This window comes from Arthrobacter gyeryongensis (genome assembly GCF_039543785.1).
Lineage (GTDB): Bacteria > Actinomycetota > Actinomycetes > Actinomycetales > Micrococcaceae > Arthrobacter > Arthrobacter gyeryongensis.
Map to the genome: position 1 here is coordinate 334,748 of NZ_BAABKK010000024.1, position 16,843 is coordinate 351,590.

Genomic DNA, 16,843 nt, shown 5'->3' on the forward strand with positions numbered 1-16,843 from the left:
CCGTCATGACCGCCTCCGCCAACGGCCCCCGCCCGGACCATGATCTGCAGCAGGCCGTGCTGAATGAGCTTGACTGGACACCGGAGGTCGATGCGTCCCACATCGGCGTCGCGGCCATGTCTGGAGCCGTGACCCTCACGGGCGAGGTTCCCACGTATTCAGCACTGCTGGCGGCCAGGAAGGCGGCCCTGCGGGTCCGGGGAGTCACGGCCCTCGCCGATGAACTCACCGTCCACTACCTCGGCGGGCCGGTCACTGACACCGACATCGCCGAGGCCGCGCTCAGTGCGCTGCGGGCCAACGCGGTCGTGCCCGAGGGCGCGGTCACCTTGGAAGTCCGCAACCACGCCATCACCCTGACGGGAAACGTGGATTGGAACTACGAACGCGAAGCAGCAGCGCACGCCGTCGAGCACCTTCGGGGCGTCCGGTCGGTGCAGAACCTCATTACCCTCAAGGGCCGCGCATCCGCGTTCGATACCAAGACCCGGGTCAAGAACGCGATCGCCCGGCAGGCGGCACTGGACGCTGACAGGATCGTAGTGGCGGTCGACGGGACCGAAGTGACACTCACCGGCAGGGTCGCGAGCTGGAACGAACGCAGAGCAGCGGGCAAAGCCGCCTGGTCCTCACCCCACGTGAGCGCCGTCCACAACCAACTTGACGTGCGCCCGGAATAGAAAAGGGGCAGGGATCCGGGCAGGTTGGTGACCGTGATGCATGAATTCCGGGACCGGGTGGATGCCGGGCGGAGACTGGGACAACGACTGGCCCCGTTGAAGGGGCAGGACGTGGTGGTTCTGGGGTTGCCCCGCGGCGGGGTGCCGGTAGCGTTCGAGGTTGCAAAGGCGCTCGACGCGCCGCTGGACGTCATTGTGGTGCGCAAGCTGGGCGTGCCGTTCCAACCCGAACTGGCAATGGGGCCATCGGGGAAGGAAACGCCCGTGTGCTTGACTCACGCATCATCGCGGCCACGGGGGTCACCCAAGAGGACATGAGCGCCGCCGAACGTCGCGAGCGTGATTTGTTGGAGTCCCGAGTGGTGAGGTACCGCCAGGGCCGGCCCCGGAGGGACCTTCACGGGTGCGCGGCAATCGTAGTGGATGATGGCTGCGCGACCGGGTCCACTGCGCGCGTTGCCTGCCGGGTTGCGCGGCAATTGGGCGCAACCCGGGTGATCTTGGCCGTGCCGGTGGCGCCGGCCCGGCTGCTGTCCTCGCTGACGGAGCCCGACGACGTCGTCTGCCTGGTATCGGCGCAGGACTTCCAGGCGGTCGGCTACCACTACCGTGACTTCGCCCCCACCGGGGACGAAGAGGTGGTGCAACTGCTCGACGCCGCAGAGCAGCGGCTGCCTTCCGTCCGGAATGCGGAGCATGCCGGCGTCGACGAAGAAGTGGAAATCCCCTCCGGTGCCCTCAGACTCCGGGGAACCCTGCACCTGCCAGCTCGGTGCGACGGCCTCGTCGTGTTCGCGCACGGCAGCGGCAGCAGCCGCCACAGCCCCCGCAACAGGTTCGTCGCCTCCGTCCTCCAGGGCGCCGGACTTGGCACACTCCTCTTGGATCTGCTGACCCCGGCCGAGGAAGTCGACCGGGGGAACGTCTTCGACATCGCCCTGCTCGCGCAACGGCTCACGGCAGCAACCCTCTGGCTAGGCAGCAACGATGGCACCTCGAGCAGCCGCATCGGCTATTTCGGCGCCAGCACCGGCGCCGGTGCCGCGCTGTGGGCCGCGGCCGAACCCGAAGCGCGGATAGCCGCGATTGTTTCACGAGGCGGCCGCCCGGACCTTGCTGGCCCGCGGCTGGGCAGCGTGCGCACACCGACCCTGCTGATCGTAGGTGGCGCAGATCCGCAGGTCCTGGCCCTCAACCGCCAGGCCATGGCCATGATGCGCTCCCCGACGCGCTTGGAGATCATCCCGGGAGCCACACACCTCTTCGAAGAACCCGGAACACTCAAACACGCCGCATCACTCGCGGCCAACTGGTTCGTCCACTATCTGCTCCCCGCCCAGGCCGCCGAGTCCATGCCACGGGGGCTGCTCTGAAGAGGCACGTCTCCGCATGACCTTTGGCACTGGCCAATCCTTCAGATCCGGACGATCCTCACGACAGGGCGAATCAGCGGCAGACGGAGGGCAAAGCGGTATGGTCACGGGTATCTACGTCAGTGCTGTCACGCCGGAGTCCGGCAAATCGTTGGTCAGCCTTGGGCTGGCAGACACCCTGCACCGGCATGCAGACAGGGTCGGCTTCTTTCGACCGATCGTCGAAGGCCCCGACGCCGAGCACGATCCCATGATTCTCCTGCTTCGGGAAATGTATGGGCTTGATCCGTCCCTTTGCCTGGGCGGGATCACCCTCCCTGTGGCGCTTGGATTGTTGGGCGCTGGAAGAGGTGATGAAATATTCGGGGATGCGGTGGTGACGTACGGTCAGATCGCGAAGCAGTGCGATGTGGTGATCGTCGAGGGCTCCGGCCTCAGGGGACACGACGCGGCCGCTGAATTCGACCTGAATGCCAAATTTGCCAACAACCTGGGATTGCCCGTGCTGGCGGTGGTCGGCGCAAAAGGGTTGTCGTCCGAAGAAACCGCGGATGCCGTCGATGTAGCGCGCAAGGAGCTTGCTTCCATGCGTTGTTCCCTTCTGTCCGTCATGGTCAATCGGGCCGACGCCAGCGCGGTCGGCGACATCCACGCCGCATTGCGGCCCGGCGTCAGCAGACGTCCCGTCTATGTCATTCCGGAAATAGCGGAGATCTCGCGCCCGACCGTGGGAGACATTTCGGCTGCGCTTCGCTTGAGCCACGTGGGCGGCAGCCCCGAGCTTGACCGCGACGTCGGCCGCGTCACGGTGGCCGCAATGACTGTAGGCAATTTCCTCAGTGGCCTCAGCACCGGAGACTTGGTGATTGTTCCCGGAGACCGGGCAGATGTGATGGTTGCTTGTTTGGCCTCTGCCTTGTCGCCCCAATTCCCCACACCGTGTGCCATGATCCTGACCGAGGGGTTTGGCGCGGACGCCAATGTCCGTCCGCTGTTAAAGCACGCACCGTTTCCGGTATTCACTAGCGAAAAAGGCACGTACACGGCGGCACACCTGACCGCCGGTGTGCGCAGCGAAATCCACGCCGGCCAGCATCGTAAAGTGGCGGCGGCGCTCGGTGCCTGGGCCCGCTGCGTTGACGAGGGCGAGGTTCTGGAGAGACTGTCGTTGCCAAGGCCAACCACGGTCACGCCCTTGCGCTTCCTGCACGAACTCATTGAGCGTGCCCGGGTACAGAAGCGGCGGATCGTCTTGACGGAAGGGGAAGACGCCAGGGTGCTCCGCGCCGCCGAACTCCTGCACCGCAGGGATGTCTGTGAACTGATCATCCTGGGCAACAAAGCCGCAGTGGATGGCTTGGCCGCAGCCCAGGGGATCGATCTTGACGGTCTGGCGGTTATTGATCCGGCCACGTCGGACTTGCGCGAGCGCTTCGCGGAGGAATACCAACGACTACGGGCGCATAAGGGAATGGGATTGGCACGGGCGCGGGAAATCATGCTTGAGGGAGCCTATTTTGGCACGATGATGGTTCAACTGGGCGAGGCGGACGGGATGGTTTCCGGAGCTTCCCACACCACGGCGAATACCATCCGTCCAGCCCTGGAGTTCGTGAAAACCCGGGACGGTGTGCGCACGGTTTCATCGGTGTTCTTCATGCTCTTCCCCGACCGCGTTCTGGTGTATGGCGACTGTGCCGTCATTCCTGAGCCGACGGAGTGGCAGCTTGCCGATATCGCGATTGCATCCGCGGACACCGCCGCGCAGTTTGGCGTGGAGCCCAGGGTCGCCATGCTGTCCTACTCCACCGGCGGATCGGGCACAGGAGGTGCGGTGGACAAAGTGCGACGCGCGACCGCTCTGGTCAAGGAAGCCCGGCCGGACCTTCCCGCTGAGGGCCCAATCCAATACGACGCCGCTGTGGATGCCGCGATTGCCAACTTCAAATTGCCCGCCTCAACCGTGGCCGGCCAAGCAACGGTATTCATTTTCCCCGACCTGAACACCGGCAACAACACCTACAAGGCTGTTGAACAGTCGTCGGGGGCAGTGGCGGTCGGCCCTATCCTGCAAGGTCTCCGCAAGCCGATCAACGATCTCTCCAGGGGTTCAACGGTGGAAGACATCATCAACACAGTCGCCATCACTGCCGTACAGTCTCAGGTCGCAGACCCCTGACCCGGCCGTGGTTAAGGTTTGCCCTCGTTGGGGACGTGAAGGACTCAGAAGTGACTTTCGGCACTACACGCGGGCGCCACGGAACCCCAGTCTTGAAATGGACGCCAACCAGCCCGCGCAAAGTAAGGATGTCTGGCAGCGTCACTGAGAAGGAGCGACCGTATGAAGCTGCGAAGGACGCCGGAATGAAAGGCACAATTGAGGTCTATACCGACAACGCGGGATTCTTCAGGTTCAGGATCAAGGGCGGCAACGGGGAGGTCATTGTCACCAGCGAAGCTTACGGCGGCAAGGACGAAGCTCTAACGAACCTTGATTCAGTGAAGAAAGGCGCCGCTTCTACTCCCGTCGTGGACCTCACAGGATCGTGACACAGCCTGTAAACGCTCCGAGGCTCAGACTTTGCGCGCGCTGGGCAGGCGCCAATGAGTCTACTTTTCTACTTTTCCTCAGCCGGCGTTACCGTTCCCGCGGTGTCGCCGCCGTCGATGACGAACTCGGCCCCGGTGACATACGAAGACTCGTTGGAAGCCAGGTACAGGACGAGGTCCGCGACTTCCCCGGGATGTCCCATCCGGCCCAGCGCCACGTGGCTCATGTCCATCGGCATGCCTGCCGTCATCGGGGTGGAGATCACACCGGGATGGACGGAGTTGACCCTGATGCCATGGCGGCCCAGGTCCAACGCGGCGCTCTTGGTCAGCCCGCGCACGCCGAACTTCGAAGCCGTGTATCCCGGGATTTGCTCATAACCCTGGATCCCGGCGATCGAAGAAATATTGATGATCGACCCGCCCTTGGAGTGCTTCATGGCCGGGATCGCGGCCTTGATCCCGTTGAAAGTCCCGGTCAGGTTGACCCCGATGACGGCATTCCATTGCTCCAGCGTGTAGTCCTCGATCGAGGCGAAGTTCACGATGCCGGCATTGTTCACCAGGATGTTCAGTCCTCCGAAGGTCTCGACGGCGGCACCCACCGCTGCCTCCCAGTCCTGCGGGCTGGTCACGTCGAGGTTGACATAGAGCGCGCCCGAGCCCATCCGCTCCGCGGTCTCCTTTCCCTCTTCGTCCAGGATGTCGCCTATGACGACCCTTGCCCCTTCACCATGGAGCCGGGATGCCACGGCAGCCCCAATGCCGCGTGCACCCCCGCTGACCAGTGCAACCTTGTCAATGACCCGTTCCATGTGATGCTCCTTCGATGGTGACGCCAGCGGACTCCAAGCAAGCTCAGGCTCCGCTGTTGATGGCTTTCATCTAAGACTGGTCCCGCGCTTTGGTCCTCGACAGGGCCGAAAGTCACAGGCCCGTAACCAACTCAGGACGCTGCGGCGGTCACTGGATTTGTTCACTCTGAAGCGGCACTCCGAAATGTTCGCCGCTGGCCACCACATATCCGCCCGCCTGTGCTTCCATAATGCTGCGATCCTTTAAAGGGAAGAATCCAGTTTTTGGAGTAGGGCGATGATCTGATCCGTCCAGGCGTCAATAGCAGTCCAATCACGCAGGTCCCCGAATCGGCCGCCGGCGAGCCGGAAAAGGAAGCGGAGCGGTGTTGGCATCTGGCTGGCCCTGTAGACACCGGAAAAGACTCGGTGGCCACGAAGCGGGACTCTCTCGGACAGGACTCTTGCCAGTCGCTCTTGTTGAATCGCTGCGCCGCGTTGACGAAACGGTTTCGGCAGGGCATCGGCCATCCCAACGCTGAAGGCCCAGACGGATCGTTTGCCCAACTCGGGTCCATTGCGGGAGAGGAACAGCAGGGCCGGGGGCAGCCATGCCTGGTTGTGGATGGCGCTGCCGACCACAATGGCCTCATAGCCGGAGACAGACCCGACCTCCTCAACGGACCGGCAATCGACGTCGCCCAGCGCAACCTCCATGCGGGAAGCCACACGTTGGGCTACTTCCCGGGTGGATCCCAACGCACTTGCATAGGCAACAAGATGGGTCATGGTGAAAGCTCCTGTTCTCAAGCCTCAGGAAGCTGTGGCGGCCTTTTGGCTCAGGGGACGACGAGCACAGGACACGGTGCGTGGTTAATAACCTGGGTCGAGACCGAGCCCAAGTGCAGACCCGGAAACCCGCCGTGTCCACGGGACCCGACGATGATTAGATCCGCGTCCTTGGCGGCGTCGAGTATGGCTGACGCCGCTGAATCACTGTGGACGACCTGCCCAGTGGCCGATATGCCCTCACCGGCAGCAGTTCTCAGTGCGTCAGCCTGCACCGTCTCTGCAATCCGTTCGGGGGAATCCTCGGCAACGATCTCACCGACGGCCGTTTCCAGCAGCGCCGGGTACCAGGACATCGGCGGCTTGCTCCACGCGGTGATCAGGCGAAGCCCGCCGTCGCGCCGGGCCGCCTCGTCCAAGGCCCACTTCAGTGCGTTTTGGGAATGTTTGGAACCGTCAACGCCAACCACAATCATGAATGAACCGTTACTGGTCATCTCATTTTCCTCTCACTTCCCTCGCTGTCGCCCCGCGACTCAGTCACTCTTGCGCAGCCGGGCCTCAGCCATTGCAATGCGCGGGACCGTACGGAGGAAGCTATCCGGGTTGAGTGAGATGGAATCAATTCCTTCTCCGACCAGGAACTCAGCGAACTCGGGAAAGTTACTGGGAGCTTGCCCGCATATTCCGATCCTGATGCCGGACGCGTGGGCCTTGCGGATGACCTCGCGGATCATGGTCATCACGGCCTCGTTCCGTTCGTCAAACAGTGCAGCCAGTTGGGCGGAGTCACGATCAACGCCAAGAACCAGCTGGGTCAAATCGTTGGAACCTACGGAGAAGCCGTCGAACCGGGAAGCAAACTGCTCAGCCAGGACGACGTTGGATGGGATCTCGCACATCATGTAGACCTGAAGCCCGTCGCGTCCGCGGACCAAACCATTATCGGCCATCACAGCCAAGACCCGGTCTGCTTCATCTACAGTCCGGCAGAACGGCACCATCACCATGGCGTTAGTGAAACCGCAGTGTTCGCGGAGCCTCTTGATTGCCCTGCATTCAAGGTCGAAGCCGGGGCGGTACTGCGGATGATAGTAGCGGGACGCGCCCCGCAAGCCGATCATGGGATTCGCCTCCGCTTGCTCGAATACGGACCCTCCGATCAAATGTGCATACTCGTTGGTCTTGAAATCGCTCAACCTCACGATCACTGGAGCCGGGTGGAACGGTGCGGCAAGCTTGGCAAGACCAAGTGCGAGGGTGTCAACAAAGTACTCGGCAGGGTTGTCATAGTCGTTCGCCAGCTCGGTGACAGCGTGGCGTTCCTCGACGTCGGTGAGCCGGTCGGGGAATACCGACGCCATCGGGTGGAGCCTGACCATGTCGTTTATGACAAATTCCATTCGAGCCAGTCCGATCCCCCGCGCGGGCAGGCGCCACCATTTGAACGCCGCGGCAGGGCTCGCGATCGTCAGCATGACGTCGGTTCTCGTTGGTGGAAGAGTCCCGAGGTCGATTTCCTCGGTTTCGCTGGCCAGGATCCCGTCAAAGACATGCCCGGTGTCCCCGTCAGCGCAGGACACAGTGACGGATTGCCCGTCCTCAATCACGGAAGTCGCGTTGGAAGTCCCCACGACTGCAGTGATGCCGAGTTCGCGGCTCACGATGGCTGCATGGCTTGTGGCTCCGCCCCGGTCTGTGATGATGGCCCGGGCCCGTTTCATGACCGGCATCCAGTCAGGATCGGTTTGCTCCGTAACGAGCACGGAGCCGTCGATGAACCGCTCGATGTCCGAGGCCTGCTTGATCACACAAGCTGGCCCCGAGGCGATAGAGTCCCCGATCGCGGCGCCTTCGACCAGAAGGCGCCCCTGTTCGGTCAGGCGATGTGTGACCAGCATTGTGCTGCTCTTGCGGGCCTGGACGGTCTCCGGCCTTGCCTGGACGATGAATAATTCGCCGGATGCTCCGTCTTTGGCCCATTCCATGTCCATGGGACATCCGTAGTGGTTCTCAATCTGGACCGCCCACCGCCCAAGCTGCACGATGTCCGGGTCTTGCAGGACGAATGCTCTTTGTTCGGATTCGCTATTGTCCACCAGGACCGTTCCGCCGTCGTCGCCTGGCCTGTAGACCAACTTCCGCAGCTTGGTGCCTTTGGTCTTCTCGATGATCGGCGAGTAGTCCGGGAAGGCGAGCAACGGCTTGAACACGCCGTATTTGTCCGGATTGACCGAACCTTGGACCACTGTTTCGCCGAGTCCCCAGTTGGCGCTGATGACCGCTACGCGCGGAAAGCCCGTTTCGGTGTCGAGCGAGAACATGACTCCTGAAGCCCCGATGTCAGACCGGACCATCAGCTGGACGCCCACGGACAGTGCCACGCCGGACTCTCCAAAGTTCATCAGCTCGCGGTACGTTATGGCACGGTCGGTGAACAAGGACGCATAGCAGCGCAGGCAAGCGTCCAGCACCTGCTGCTCACCCCTGACATTGAGGAAGGTTTCCTGCTGCCCGGCGAAACTCGCATCCGGAAGATCTTCCGCCGTCGCGCTGCTTCTGACCGCGACGGCGGGGTCCTCACGGCCGGCGCGGGTAGCAAGTTCCTGATACTTTGCCCGGATGCCTTCTTCAAGTTCGGGGGGAATCTTTCCACCAAGTACCAAGGATCGCATGGCCGCGCCTGCGCTTCTCAAGCTCAGCTTCCCTGCTTGATAATCCGAGGCGACCCCGGACAACCTCGGACCCAATTGGTTCCACGCCAGAAAGGTGCGAAATGCGGCAGCTGTGGTCGCGAATCCGTCTGGGACCCGTATTCCCTTACCCACCAGGGCGTGGATCAGTTCGCCCGACGAGGCATTTTTCCCTCCGACTTCCGACACGTCCGTGGCCCTGACATCTTCTAGCCAGACCACGCTGCGTGCATCCACAACGGCACCCCTGCCCGGGTCATTCGACTCCGGCGCGGGTGGCGTCGTTGAGGGGCGACGTCCACCTCATGGGCGGAGTCAGCGTGAATCTCCTGCCTGTCACCGATTCCGGCACGATTCTGATCAGAATGTCCTTCCCGACCCCTTGCCACGGGAACAACGCACGCCGTACCGAATCGAGGGCTTGCCCACCCCCGGTCTCTCTCTGGGCCTTTCCTTTGACCACGACACTCCACGCCATGCCGAACTCCGCGCTCACGCTGTCGGCCTCCAAGGCCAGTGTGGCATCGGCCTCAAGGGCTTCCTGCTTGGTTCCGGATCCCGTCCGGAATAGCAGGGATTCGTTGTCCACTTGGTAGTTCACAGGGAAGACATCCGGATGCCCGTCCACGATGAGCGCCAAACGTCCCACCGATGTTTCCGCGAGCAGCCTCCAGCACTCCGGGGGCTCGAGGATTTCTGCTGCTGGGATATTGTCTTTGCTTGTCATGCTGCCCATGCTAGGGATCCGGTCCAACGCGAAACAGGGCACAAGGACCCCCCTTATCCCTGCCCACGGAATACGGCCCGTGGGTCGTTCACGCTACGCCCGTGCCGGACCGGCCTCTGCCTCGGCCAATCGCGGCCCCAGCTCCAGCGCCAGACGGCGGAGAGCCGGCCAGGCCGAACCGATGTAGAAGAGGGACTCTTCCCTGTAGGGGGCGAAGCCTTGCGCCCAGCGTAGGACCTTCAGGAAAACGCCCCTCCGCACTGGATCGAGGGAGCGGACCGTCTGCTCCACCAGGCTTTCGCGGTCGCGGGTCATCTCCGCCTGCCGTACGCGCACATCCATCCCGGGTTGCTGCACTATGGCCTTCAGGCTCTGCAGGACCGGTATCGGGTCCTCGGCCTGGGTCGGTTCCGCGAAGTCCAGGTTGTAGACCTGGTGGCCGTACCGGTCGAGGTAATGCCGGAGTTCCTCTGCCACGTCGGCTCCCCCGGTGCAGACGCCCAGGGCATCGAGCAGCCGCTGAGCGGGACTGGACCGGGCGATCCGGCGTAGTTCGTCGGACGCACGCAGATGCTCCGCGATGGCCTCGAGCTGCACCTGGGCTTCGAGGGCTTTCGAGGAAAAACCCCGCAGGAAGAGCGAGCTGCTCAGGCCCCGTCCCGGCGTCGTGATGGCCAGGGAGCGGCTGAAGAGCTGCTCGCTGCCCTTCGCGGCAGCCAGGACGAGGGTGGTGCTGCCCCAGTAGCGGGCCTCCGATAGGGCGAGCTCGCGGATCCCATCGAGGAGCCGCTCGTCCGGCGCTTCGGCCAGGTCCAATTCCTTCCATCGTTCCACAGTCTTCAGGTGGCCCGGCAGGACGTCATCCCGCCAGTAGGGGATCGCTTGGACGAAGGTGGCGCGCATTGTCTTGCCGCTGAGAAAGAAGCCCAGGAGTTTCAGCAGGCCCATTCCGTTGATGGTAAAGCTTGCGCATAGGTAGGCGTACCCATTGACCGTGGCGTACGAGGGGAGCCCGGTGTCGGCCACGACACCGGGGTGTATCCCAGCCTCTCCATGTCCATCCGCATGGCGAGCTCCATTCCGTCGCTGAGGTGCAGTTCCTCGAAGAGCGGGGACAAGGGTTCAGGCATGTTTTCAGCCACTTGGCGCCGGATCCATTTCGTCCCCGGCATGGGCGGCTCCCAGCGCACGTCCACAAGCGGGGCGGCCGGCAGGCCCGTCATCGGTCGTGCCTGGAGAGCCAGCACTTTCCGTCGGCGATTGCCCACTCCAGGTCCTTCATTCCGAGCGTCGCCTTCTTCACCGTCAGGATCGCTTTGTCCACCACAAAGGTATCCGGAGTCACCAGGCCCGACACCACCGTCTCCCCCAGGCCGTAGCTGGCGTTGATAACCATCACCCCTCGCTCCCCTGTCGTGGGATCGGCCGTGAACAGCACCCCGGCAACATCCGGGGCCACCATGACCTGGACCACGACCCCCGTGGACACCGATCGCTGGTCGACCCCCATCTTCAGACGGTAGGCGATCGCACGTGCCGTCCAGAGGGAGGCCCAGCAGCGCACCCACCGCCTGTAGCAGCTCCTCCTCTCCGCGCACGTTGAGATAGGTCTCTTGCTGGCCTGCAAAGGACATTCCGGGTAGGTCCTCCGCGGTAGCGGAAGAGCGCACCGCGACCGCCGCGCCTTCGGGCAACCGTGCATAGGCGCATGCGATGGCCTCGGCAATCCCCGACGACATCGGAGCGCCGGTGAAAAGATCGGATCTTGCGGTCGACGCCGCCTCGAGGGACGAAGGCTCCGACGGATCCGCCAGGTCAAGCGTCGCCAGGATCGTAGCTTCGAGGCCGTTGCCGGCCACGAAGCTCCTATACGCCTCACTGGTGAGATGGAAGCCATCCGGCACGGGCAAGCCCCAGCCCGCTAGTCGCGCGAGCGATGCACCCTTGCCGCCGACCTTCTCCAGGGTCGCGCGCGGATCAGCCAAGGAAAGCGTTAACTCCTGCGTCATAGTTCAGCCTCCTGCCAAGGCGGTCCGCTCTGATGCGGTCCACCGTCAAGCTATTCACGAGCATGCTTACGACGGCGGCCATGCGCAGACCCTCGACGGCGACTATTCCTCCCCCTTCCCGCGGTGGAACGCCCTCACGGCTTCGCTCACCGTTGGGTAGAAATGTTCGGAGGAGAAGCGCGAGCCCATGCCGTATTGCAACAACTTGTCTTTGACGGGGCCTTTGAGCTCGGCGAACACCAAGTCCACGCCGCGCCGGTCCAGCCATTCGTCAAGCTCCACCAACTCGTCCAGTGCAGTCGTGTCGATTCCCGTCACGGGTTCTGCTGCCAGCACCACGCGCTCTATGCCGTTCGCCGCCTTGTCCAGTTCGTTGCGCACGAATGACCCCAGCAAGGCTCCGTTGCCAAAGAATAGCGGTGCGTCGAAGCGCAGGATCAACAGGCCAGGGATGCGATCCCCTTCCGGATGGCGGCTCACGTCGTGGTATCCCGGCACCCCGGGCACGTCCACCAGTTCAGTGCGGTAGGGGTCCCAGGCTCGCCGCAGGAAGTCCAGCAGGGCCAAACCGATGGCAACGGCGATGCCCGGGAGGACGCCAAGTATGGTGATCCCCAGAAATGCCGCGAGCATCACCAACGATTCACTGCGGCTCATGCCGATAAGCCGCCTCACACCGGCCGGGTCGGCTATTCCCGCGGCGGCGGCGATGACAATGGCTGCAAGGGTTGCTGCGGGCAGGAACTCGGTGACACCGGGCGCCACGAGCATGAAGCCGAGCACCATAACTGCGCCTACTACCCCTGTGAGCTGGGATTTTGCACCGGACTCGACTGCCACCGGGGTGCGGGACGTACTGGCCGACACGGGGAAGCCACCCAGCAGCCCGCTGGCAGCGTTCGCCACACCCAAGGCTGCCATTTCATGGTTGCCGGATACTTTGCTCCCCTCTGCGGCCGCCAAGGATTGGGACAGTGTTCCAGTATCAACGAAGACGATGAGGGCGATCGCAGCGGCGGCGGGCAAAAGCGCCAGCACGTCGGGCCAGCCAATTCCGCCCAGGGCCGGAGTAGGGAGCCCGTGAGGGAGGGCGCCGGTGACCTTCAAACGATCGTGGAATCCCAGCAGGGCTACTGCCAGGCAGGCCACGACAACCGCAATAAGCACACCCGGAACCTTCCATCTCAGCCAGCGGGGAATCCAGATGAGCGCCAGCGAGATCACGCCGAACAGCAGCGCCGTCACATTGGATTCGCCGGCAAACACCTTCGGCACGGCGGCGAAGAGTTTTTCCCAAGGGGTGCCGCCTGCCACGGAAATCCCCAGGAAGGTGGGAAGCTGGGACACAGCTACCAGCAATGCGATGCCGTTGAGATACCCGAGCCGGATGGGCTTCGACAACAGTCCCGTGACGATTCCCAGCCTCAGCACTGCCCCGAACAGCAAAATGCCGCCGATCAGCATGGCCAGGAGGCCCGCCAGTGCAACCGATTTCTGCTCGCTGTCTCTGGCCAAGGGAACCAAGGCCGCAGCGATCATAGGGGCAAGTGAGGAATCCGGCCCCAGCACCAGCACACGCGATGGCCCGAACAGTGCGTAGGCAATCAAGGGCACTACCGTCGCGTACAGGCCGTTCACCGGTGGAAGACCGGCGGCCTGGGCATAAGCCATTCCCGCAGGGACCAAGATCGCGAAGAGAGCGGCACCGGCTACCAGATCGTGGCGCAACCACTCGATCCTGTAGCCGCGCAGGGCTGGCGGGACCGCCCAGAATGGATACGTTCCGGATCGGCGCATATTCCGATCATGTCCCATCATGCGCTTGCCCGCCATGCATGATCGGTGGCTGCGCTGATGCCGAAGCTCAACGGAAATCCCGGCAATCAGCTTGGGACACGCCACCACGGGCCTACCGTCGAATCAGGTGTTTCTCTATCAAGATGGCGCCGTGCTGCAAATCGATGTCGCCGGCAGCCAATGCCACCACAAGATCGAAGCCCTCGTCGGAGTTGAAGCCGTGCGGTAGCCGTTGGTCCACAGCAGCAGGACCATGAGCGTCCGGTTTCCCGCTTATCCAGAGTCTGTGAGACTGCGAATCGCGGCGATAAATGGCGGGTTTTTCGCGGCGCTACTCAATGTTTCCCTCGGCCCGGACCCTGATCCCGTGGAGCATCCGCAGGGACATGACGAAGCTGGCAACTTCCACCGTCTCGACCACGAACCGGGCCCACCACTGCCGATAGGCGGCGGCCAATGGCCCAGCTTGATTGCGGTAACGCAGGCCCCCTAGGGCGTGGTGCTAAACACTGTATCGTCGCGGCGGTGGCTTTCGTGCGGCCTGGATCCAAGGTCGGCCACGTTGCGCTCCTCTGCGGCGGTTGTCGAATCCAGGTCTCACAGGAGCACGACAGGTTTCCTCTGTATCGTCCTGCGGATGTGTGCACAACGGAAACCCACCGCGGTCACGGATGATGTGCCGAGCAGGCGACACAGCACGAAACGGGCGAAAGCGGAGACCGTGGCCATCTTCGCCGTCTTCGCCCTCTACGCGGCCTTCCTACTGAAGCTGCTTCTCTTCTCTCGTGCACCGGGTTCGGAGAGATCGATCAATCTCATCCCGTTCGCAAGTATCGCGGAATACGCGTTTAGCCACTCTCCCGGGACCGAGAGAGTAGCGTTCGCCAACGTCGTCGGGAACATCCTGATCTTCATCCCGCTCGGAGTCTACGCATCATGGCTCAGACATCGGGCGGCCGCACGGCCGACCATGTTCACGGTCGCCTCGGTCAGCGTCGCCGTGGAGATCATCCAGGGCGTGTTTGCGGTTGGAGCATCGGACATCGACGACGTGATTCTGAACTGCGTCGGAGGACTCATCGGAATGCTCGCATTCTGGCTGCTCTCCGCAATCCTGCGCAAGCGATCCCGGGAACGGACCGCGATGGCCGTGTTTTCAGTGCTTTCGATGCCCGTCTGGGTCTACTTCTTCTTTATCATCCGACTACGCATGTGAATACAACCCATAATCTTGCCTCCCAGAAGAGCGGCCCTAGGGTTGCTAGACCCCGTTGAAGCCCCCGGATGCGGTTGTCTAGTGCGGTGGGTAATCGTATTGATATCTAAGAAACCACCATGTTGCATCAGATGCAGGATTCGGACCAGGGCGCAGCCTCCACGTTCCCGTTTTAGAGATCCAACACCGCAGCGGTTATTGACGTGACTCCGAAATCATGCGTTTAATGCAGGAATAATGCATCAGGGGGTTGCGTTTTGGGTTCGGATCAAGTCTTTCATGGGTCGGCTTCCCTGCTGCTCGTTCCAGGGGTGGCCTACCTTGATGAGGAGGAAGCTGTATTTTCCGCGATGCTTGAGGACTGGAGCGCTCAGCGTCTCGGTGGCCGGAATCTGAAACCTGCGGGGGTGCGGTCATGCCTGAACGTCGTCCAGCGGTTTCGTGATGCCTCCGGGACCTTTCCCTGGCACTGGTCGGCTGCATTGTTCGATGAATGGATGCAGGACCTCGTCTCCGTCAGGCGCTTGGCTCCCTCGACCATCAGGGGATACCAGAACACGGTCGCCCAATTCTGCGATTTCATATGTTCCCCGCACTACGACTGGGTCCGGGAGTGCGAGAGGTTGATCTGCGACTGGCCTCTGGGCGCAAGGGAACGTTCATCGCTTACCGGGACGCCACCTTGTTCAAGGCGGCTTATGCCTGGGGGTTGCGTGCGAGCGAGGCCGCGGGACTGGACGTGACGGACTTCTATCGAAACCCCCATGCCCCGGAGTTCGGTCCTTTCGGGATGCTGCTGGTCAGGAATGGCAAGTCCTCCAGCGGAGGAGCTCCGAAACGAAGGTCCGTGGCCACCCTGCACGGGTGGACGGCCGATGCGGTGCGGGACTATGTGGAAAACATTTGGCCGCTGGTGCGGGACGAATCCTCGAACGCTCTTTGGCTCTCCGAGCGTGGTCGACGGCTGCGCGCTGACGATGTAAGCAGGAGGTTCGCCGAGTACCGTGATGAACTCGCACTGGACCAGGTCCTGTCTCCGCACGCTTTACGGCACAGCTACGTCACGCACCTGACCGAGGACGGCGTGGACCCGATGTTCATTCAACGGCAGGTCGGTCATGCATATCAGTCCACGACGGCGATCTACACCGCGGTCAGCGGGGATTTCGCGAACAAAATGATGCGGAAGGCCGTCTCGGGTCTCCTTGCGGCCGCCGGCGCTGGGAAGGTTGAGCAATGAATTCCCTGGACTACGAGTGGAGGCTGCGGGAAGTAATGGCCACCAGGGGGCTCTTCAGCACCACGAAGCTGATTCCACTGCTGAATGAGCGCGGCGTGCATCTGTCAGCCAGCCAGGTCTACCGGTTGGCCACCGAGAAGCCCGAGCGGCTGAATCTGCAGGTGCTCGTTGCGCTAATGGATGCCTTGAACTGTTCGGCGGATGACCTGATCGGCAAAGTCCAGGTGCCTGCTGCGCGGCTCCCATCCGACCGTGGCTAGCGGATGTCCTTGCGCGCGCGTCGAGCCGATGCCTGTTGTCTTGGGTTACTGCATCGGCCTTGGGGCGACAATTTTCCTTCCACGCCGGAATCGAGGACCATATGATGATCGCCATGGACATGGCCTCTGGAAGTGGCGCAGTTGGCGAGCTTTATTGCGTCATCGTTGGTTTTGACAATCAGAAGTTCAGGGCCACGGCACCATTTATCGAGCTTGTGGCCGCCCCTGAGAGACTAGAGTTTCGGGCACGTTTGGGTCTGGGGCGGTTTATGGGTCCATGGCGCGTCGAGCGTGGCGAAGTCAAGACGATCTATCGTGTGCGTGGACTGATTTGGGACGGCGTTGGCATCCAGGGACATGGCGCTCTCCGCTGGATTGCCTTCCCGTTCACTGTCGAACCGGTTCTGCTCACCCTTGAAGAGATGGGCTACCCCGTGGATTGGCTCTCCAGTTCTCGGAGCTAACCCAATCCGGCGTTGCGCTGGGCGGTGGTTTGTTTACTTGTTCTACGGCGCCGGGACCGACTGTGGCGATGCAGATACCATCGGTTCGTATCTGTCGACAAGAACCAACGAGAGCCCCTGCCCCCGGGCAATCACAAGAAGTTACTGCGTGGATGGACTTCAATGGGGCGCAGTACGGGATAGTGGTTGGGCCCCCGTTGGCAGTCCAGCGTCTATGCGATAGCTAGTTGATTTTCCTGCGTCCAGTTCTC

At 62.5% G+C, this 16,843-nt stretch carries 18 protein-coding genes and 1 pseudogene; 9 read left to right on the plus strand and 10 right to left on the minus strand.

From position 1 onward, the window contains the following. Positions 1-5: 5 nt before the first annotated feature. The 5 genes from ABEA18_RS17375 to ABEA18_RS17395 all read left to right on the plus strand — a co-directional run bounded on the left by ABEA18_RS17375 (position 6) and on the right by ABEA18_RS17395 (position 4,603). The gene (locus tag ABEA18_RS17375) at positions 6-680 is read left to right on the plus strand and encodes a BON domain-containing protein (protein ID WP_345451151.1); all 675 of its coding nucleotides are present in this window, start codon (positions 6-8) and stop codon (positions 678-680) included. A 36-nt stretch (positions 681-716) separates the two neighbouring features. After that, positions 717-998: a phosphoribosyltransferase family protein gene (locus ABEA18_RS17380; RefSeq protein WP_345451153.1), complete on the plus strand. Its 282-nt coding sequence runs from the start codon at positions 717-719 to the stop codon at positions 996-998. Next, positions 947-2,053, plus strand: coding sequence for a dienelactone hydrolase family protein (locus ABEA18_RS17385; RefSeq protein ID WP_345451155.1), 1,107 nt, complete (start codon positions 947-949; stop codon positions 2,051-2,053). The genes ABEA18_RS17380 and ABEA18_RS17385 overlap by 52 nt, the downstream gene beginning before the upstream one ends. A 100-nt stretch (positions 2,054-2,153) precedes the next feature. Further along, the gene (pta, locus tag ABEA18_RS17390; RefSeq protein WP_345451157.1) at positions 2,154-4,232 is read left to right on the plus strand and encodes a phosphate acetyltransferase; all 2,079 of its coding nucleotides are present in this window, start codon (positions 2,154-2,156) and stop codon (positions 4,230-4,232) included. Between the two features lie 185 nt (positions 4,233-4,417). Further along, positions 4,418-4,603: a YegP family protein gene (locus tag ABEA18_RS17395; RefSeq protein ID WP_345451159.1), complete on the plus strand. Its 186-nt coding sequence runs from the start codon at positions 4,418-4,420 to the stop codon at positions 4,601-4,603. A 68-nt stretch (positions 4,604-4,671) separates the two neighbouring features. On the opposite strand, the gene ABEA18_RS17400 is transcribed toward ABEA18_RS17395, so the two are convergent. The 10 genes and pseudogenes from ABEA18_RS17400 to ABEA18_RS17440 form a co-directional block, all read right to left on the minus strand. Continuing rightward, positions 4,672-5,418: a glucose 1-dehydrogenase gene (locus ABEA18_RS17400; protein WP_345451161.1), complete on the minus strand. Its 747-nt coding sequence runs from the start codon at positions 5,416-5,418 to the stop codon at positions 4,672-4,674. 243 nt (positions 5,419-5,661) lie between these two features. After that, the gene (locus ABEA18_RS17405; RefSeq protein ID WP_345451163.1) at positions 5,662-6,186 is read right to left on the minus strand and encodes a flavodoxin domain-containing protein; all 525 of its coding nucleotides are present in this window, start codon (positions 6,184-6,186) and stop codon (positions 5,662-5,664) included. Between the two features lie 50 nt (positions 6,187-6,236). Further along, positions 6,237-6,683: a universal stress protein gene (locus ABEA18_RS17410; protein WP_345451165.1), complete on the minus strand. Its 447-nt coding sequence runs from the start codon at positions 6,681-6,683 to the stop codon at positions 6,237-6,239. A 39-nt stretch (positions 6,684-6,722) separates the two neighbouring features. Continuing rightward, positions 6,723-9,116: a phosphoenolpyruvate synthase gene (gene ppsA / locus ABEA18_RS17415; RefSeq protein ID WP_345451167.1), complete on the minus strand. Its 2,394-nt coding sequence runs from the start codon at positions 9,114-9,116 to the stop codon at positions 6,723-6,725. Positions 9,117-9,135: 19 nt separating this feature from the next. Further along, entirely contained in the window at positions 9,136-9,606 is a 471-nt protein-coding gene (locus ABEA18_RS17420; protein WP_345451169.1) for a pyridoxamine 5'-phosphate oxidase family protein, read from the minus strand. 93 nt (positions 9,607-9,699) lie between these two features. Next, positions 9,700-10,632 carry a hypothetical protein gene (locus ABEA18_RS17425; RefSeq protein WP_345451171.1) on the minus strand — a complete coding sequence of 311 codons (933 nt, stop codon included), beginning with the start codon at positions 10,630-10,632 and terminating at the stop codon, positions 9,700-9,702. 193 nt (positions 10,633-10,825) lie between these two features. After that, on the minus strand, positions 10,826-11,170 hold the full coding sequence (locus tag ABEA18_RS24700; RefSeq protein ID WP_425550547.1) for a PEP/pyruvate-binding domain-containing protein: 345 nt from the start codon (positions 11,168-11,170) through the stop codon (positions 10,826-10,828). A gap of 10 nt (positions 11,171-11,180) precedes the next feature. Continuing rightward, positions 11,181-11,615 (minus strand): annotated as a pseudogene (locus ABEA18_RS24705) (PEP/pyruvate-binding domain-containing protein); the annotation flags it as partial. A gap of 102 nt (positions 11,616-11,717) precedes the next feature. Then, positions 11,718-13,412, minus strand: coding sequence for a SulP family inorganic anion transporter (locus ABEA18_RS17435; protein WP_345451175.1), 1,695 nt, complete (start codon positions 13,410-13,412; stop codon positions 11,718-11,720). A 331-nt stretch (positions 13,413-13,743) separates the two neighbouring features. Further along, complete coding sequence (locus ABEA18_RS17440) at positions 13,744-13,869, minus strand: hypothetical protein (RefSeq protein WP_345451177.1); 126 nt, start codon at positions 13,867-13,869, stop codon at positions 13,744-13,746. 180 nt (positions 13,870-14,049) lie between these two features. Between ABEA18_RS17440 and ABEA18_RS17445 the strand changes: the two genes are divergently transcribed. The 4 genes from ABEA18_RS17445 to ABEA18_RS17460 all read left to right on the plus strand — a co-directional run bounded on the left by ABEA18_RS17445 (position 14,050) and on the right by ABEA18_RS17460 (position 16,592). Next, positions 14,050-14,628, plus strand: coding sequence for a VanZ family protein (locus ABEA18_RS17445; protein WP_345451179.1), 579 nt, complete (start codon positions 14,050-14,052; stop codon positions 14,626-14,628). Positions 14,629-15,241: 613 nt separating this feature from the next. Then, a complete protein-coding gene (locus ABEA18_RS17450) occupies positions 15,242-15,868 on the plus strand; it encodes a tyrosine-type recombinase/integrase (RefSeq protein ID WP_345451181.1) in 627 nt (208 codons plus the stop codon). Beyond that, positions 15,865-16,128, plus strand: coding sequence for a helix-turn-helix domain-containing protein (locus ABEA18_RS17455; RefSeq protein ID WP_345451183.1), 264 nt, complete (start codon positions 15,865-15,867; stop codon positions 16,126-16,128). Before ABEA18_RS17450 ends, ABEA18_RS17455 begins: the two co-directional genes overlap by 4 nt. A gap of 101 nt (positions 16,129-16,229) precedes the next feature. Beyond that, a complete protein-coding gene (locus tag ABEA18_RS17460) occupies positions 16,230-16,592 on the plus strand; it encodes a hypothetical protein (protein WP_345451185.1) in 363 nt (120 codons plus the stop codon). The last annotated feature ends 251 nt before the right edge of the window (positions 16,593-16,843 follow it).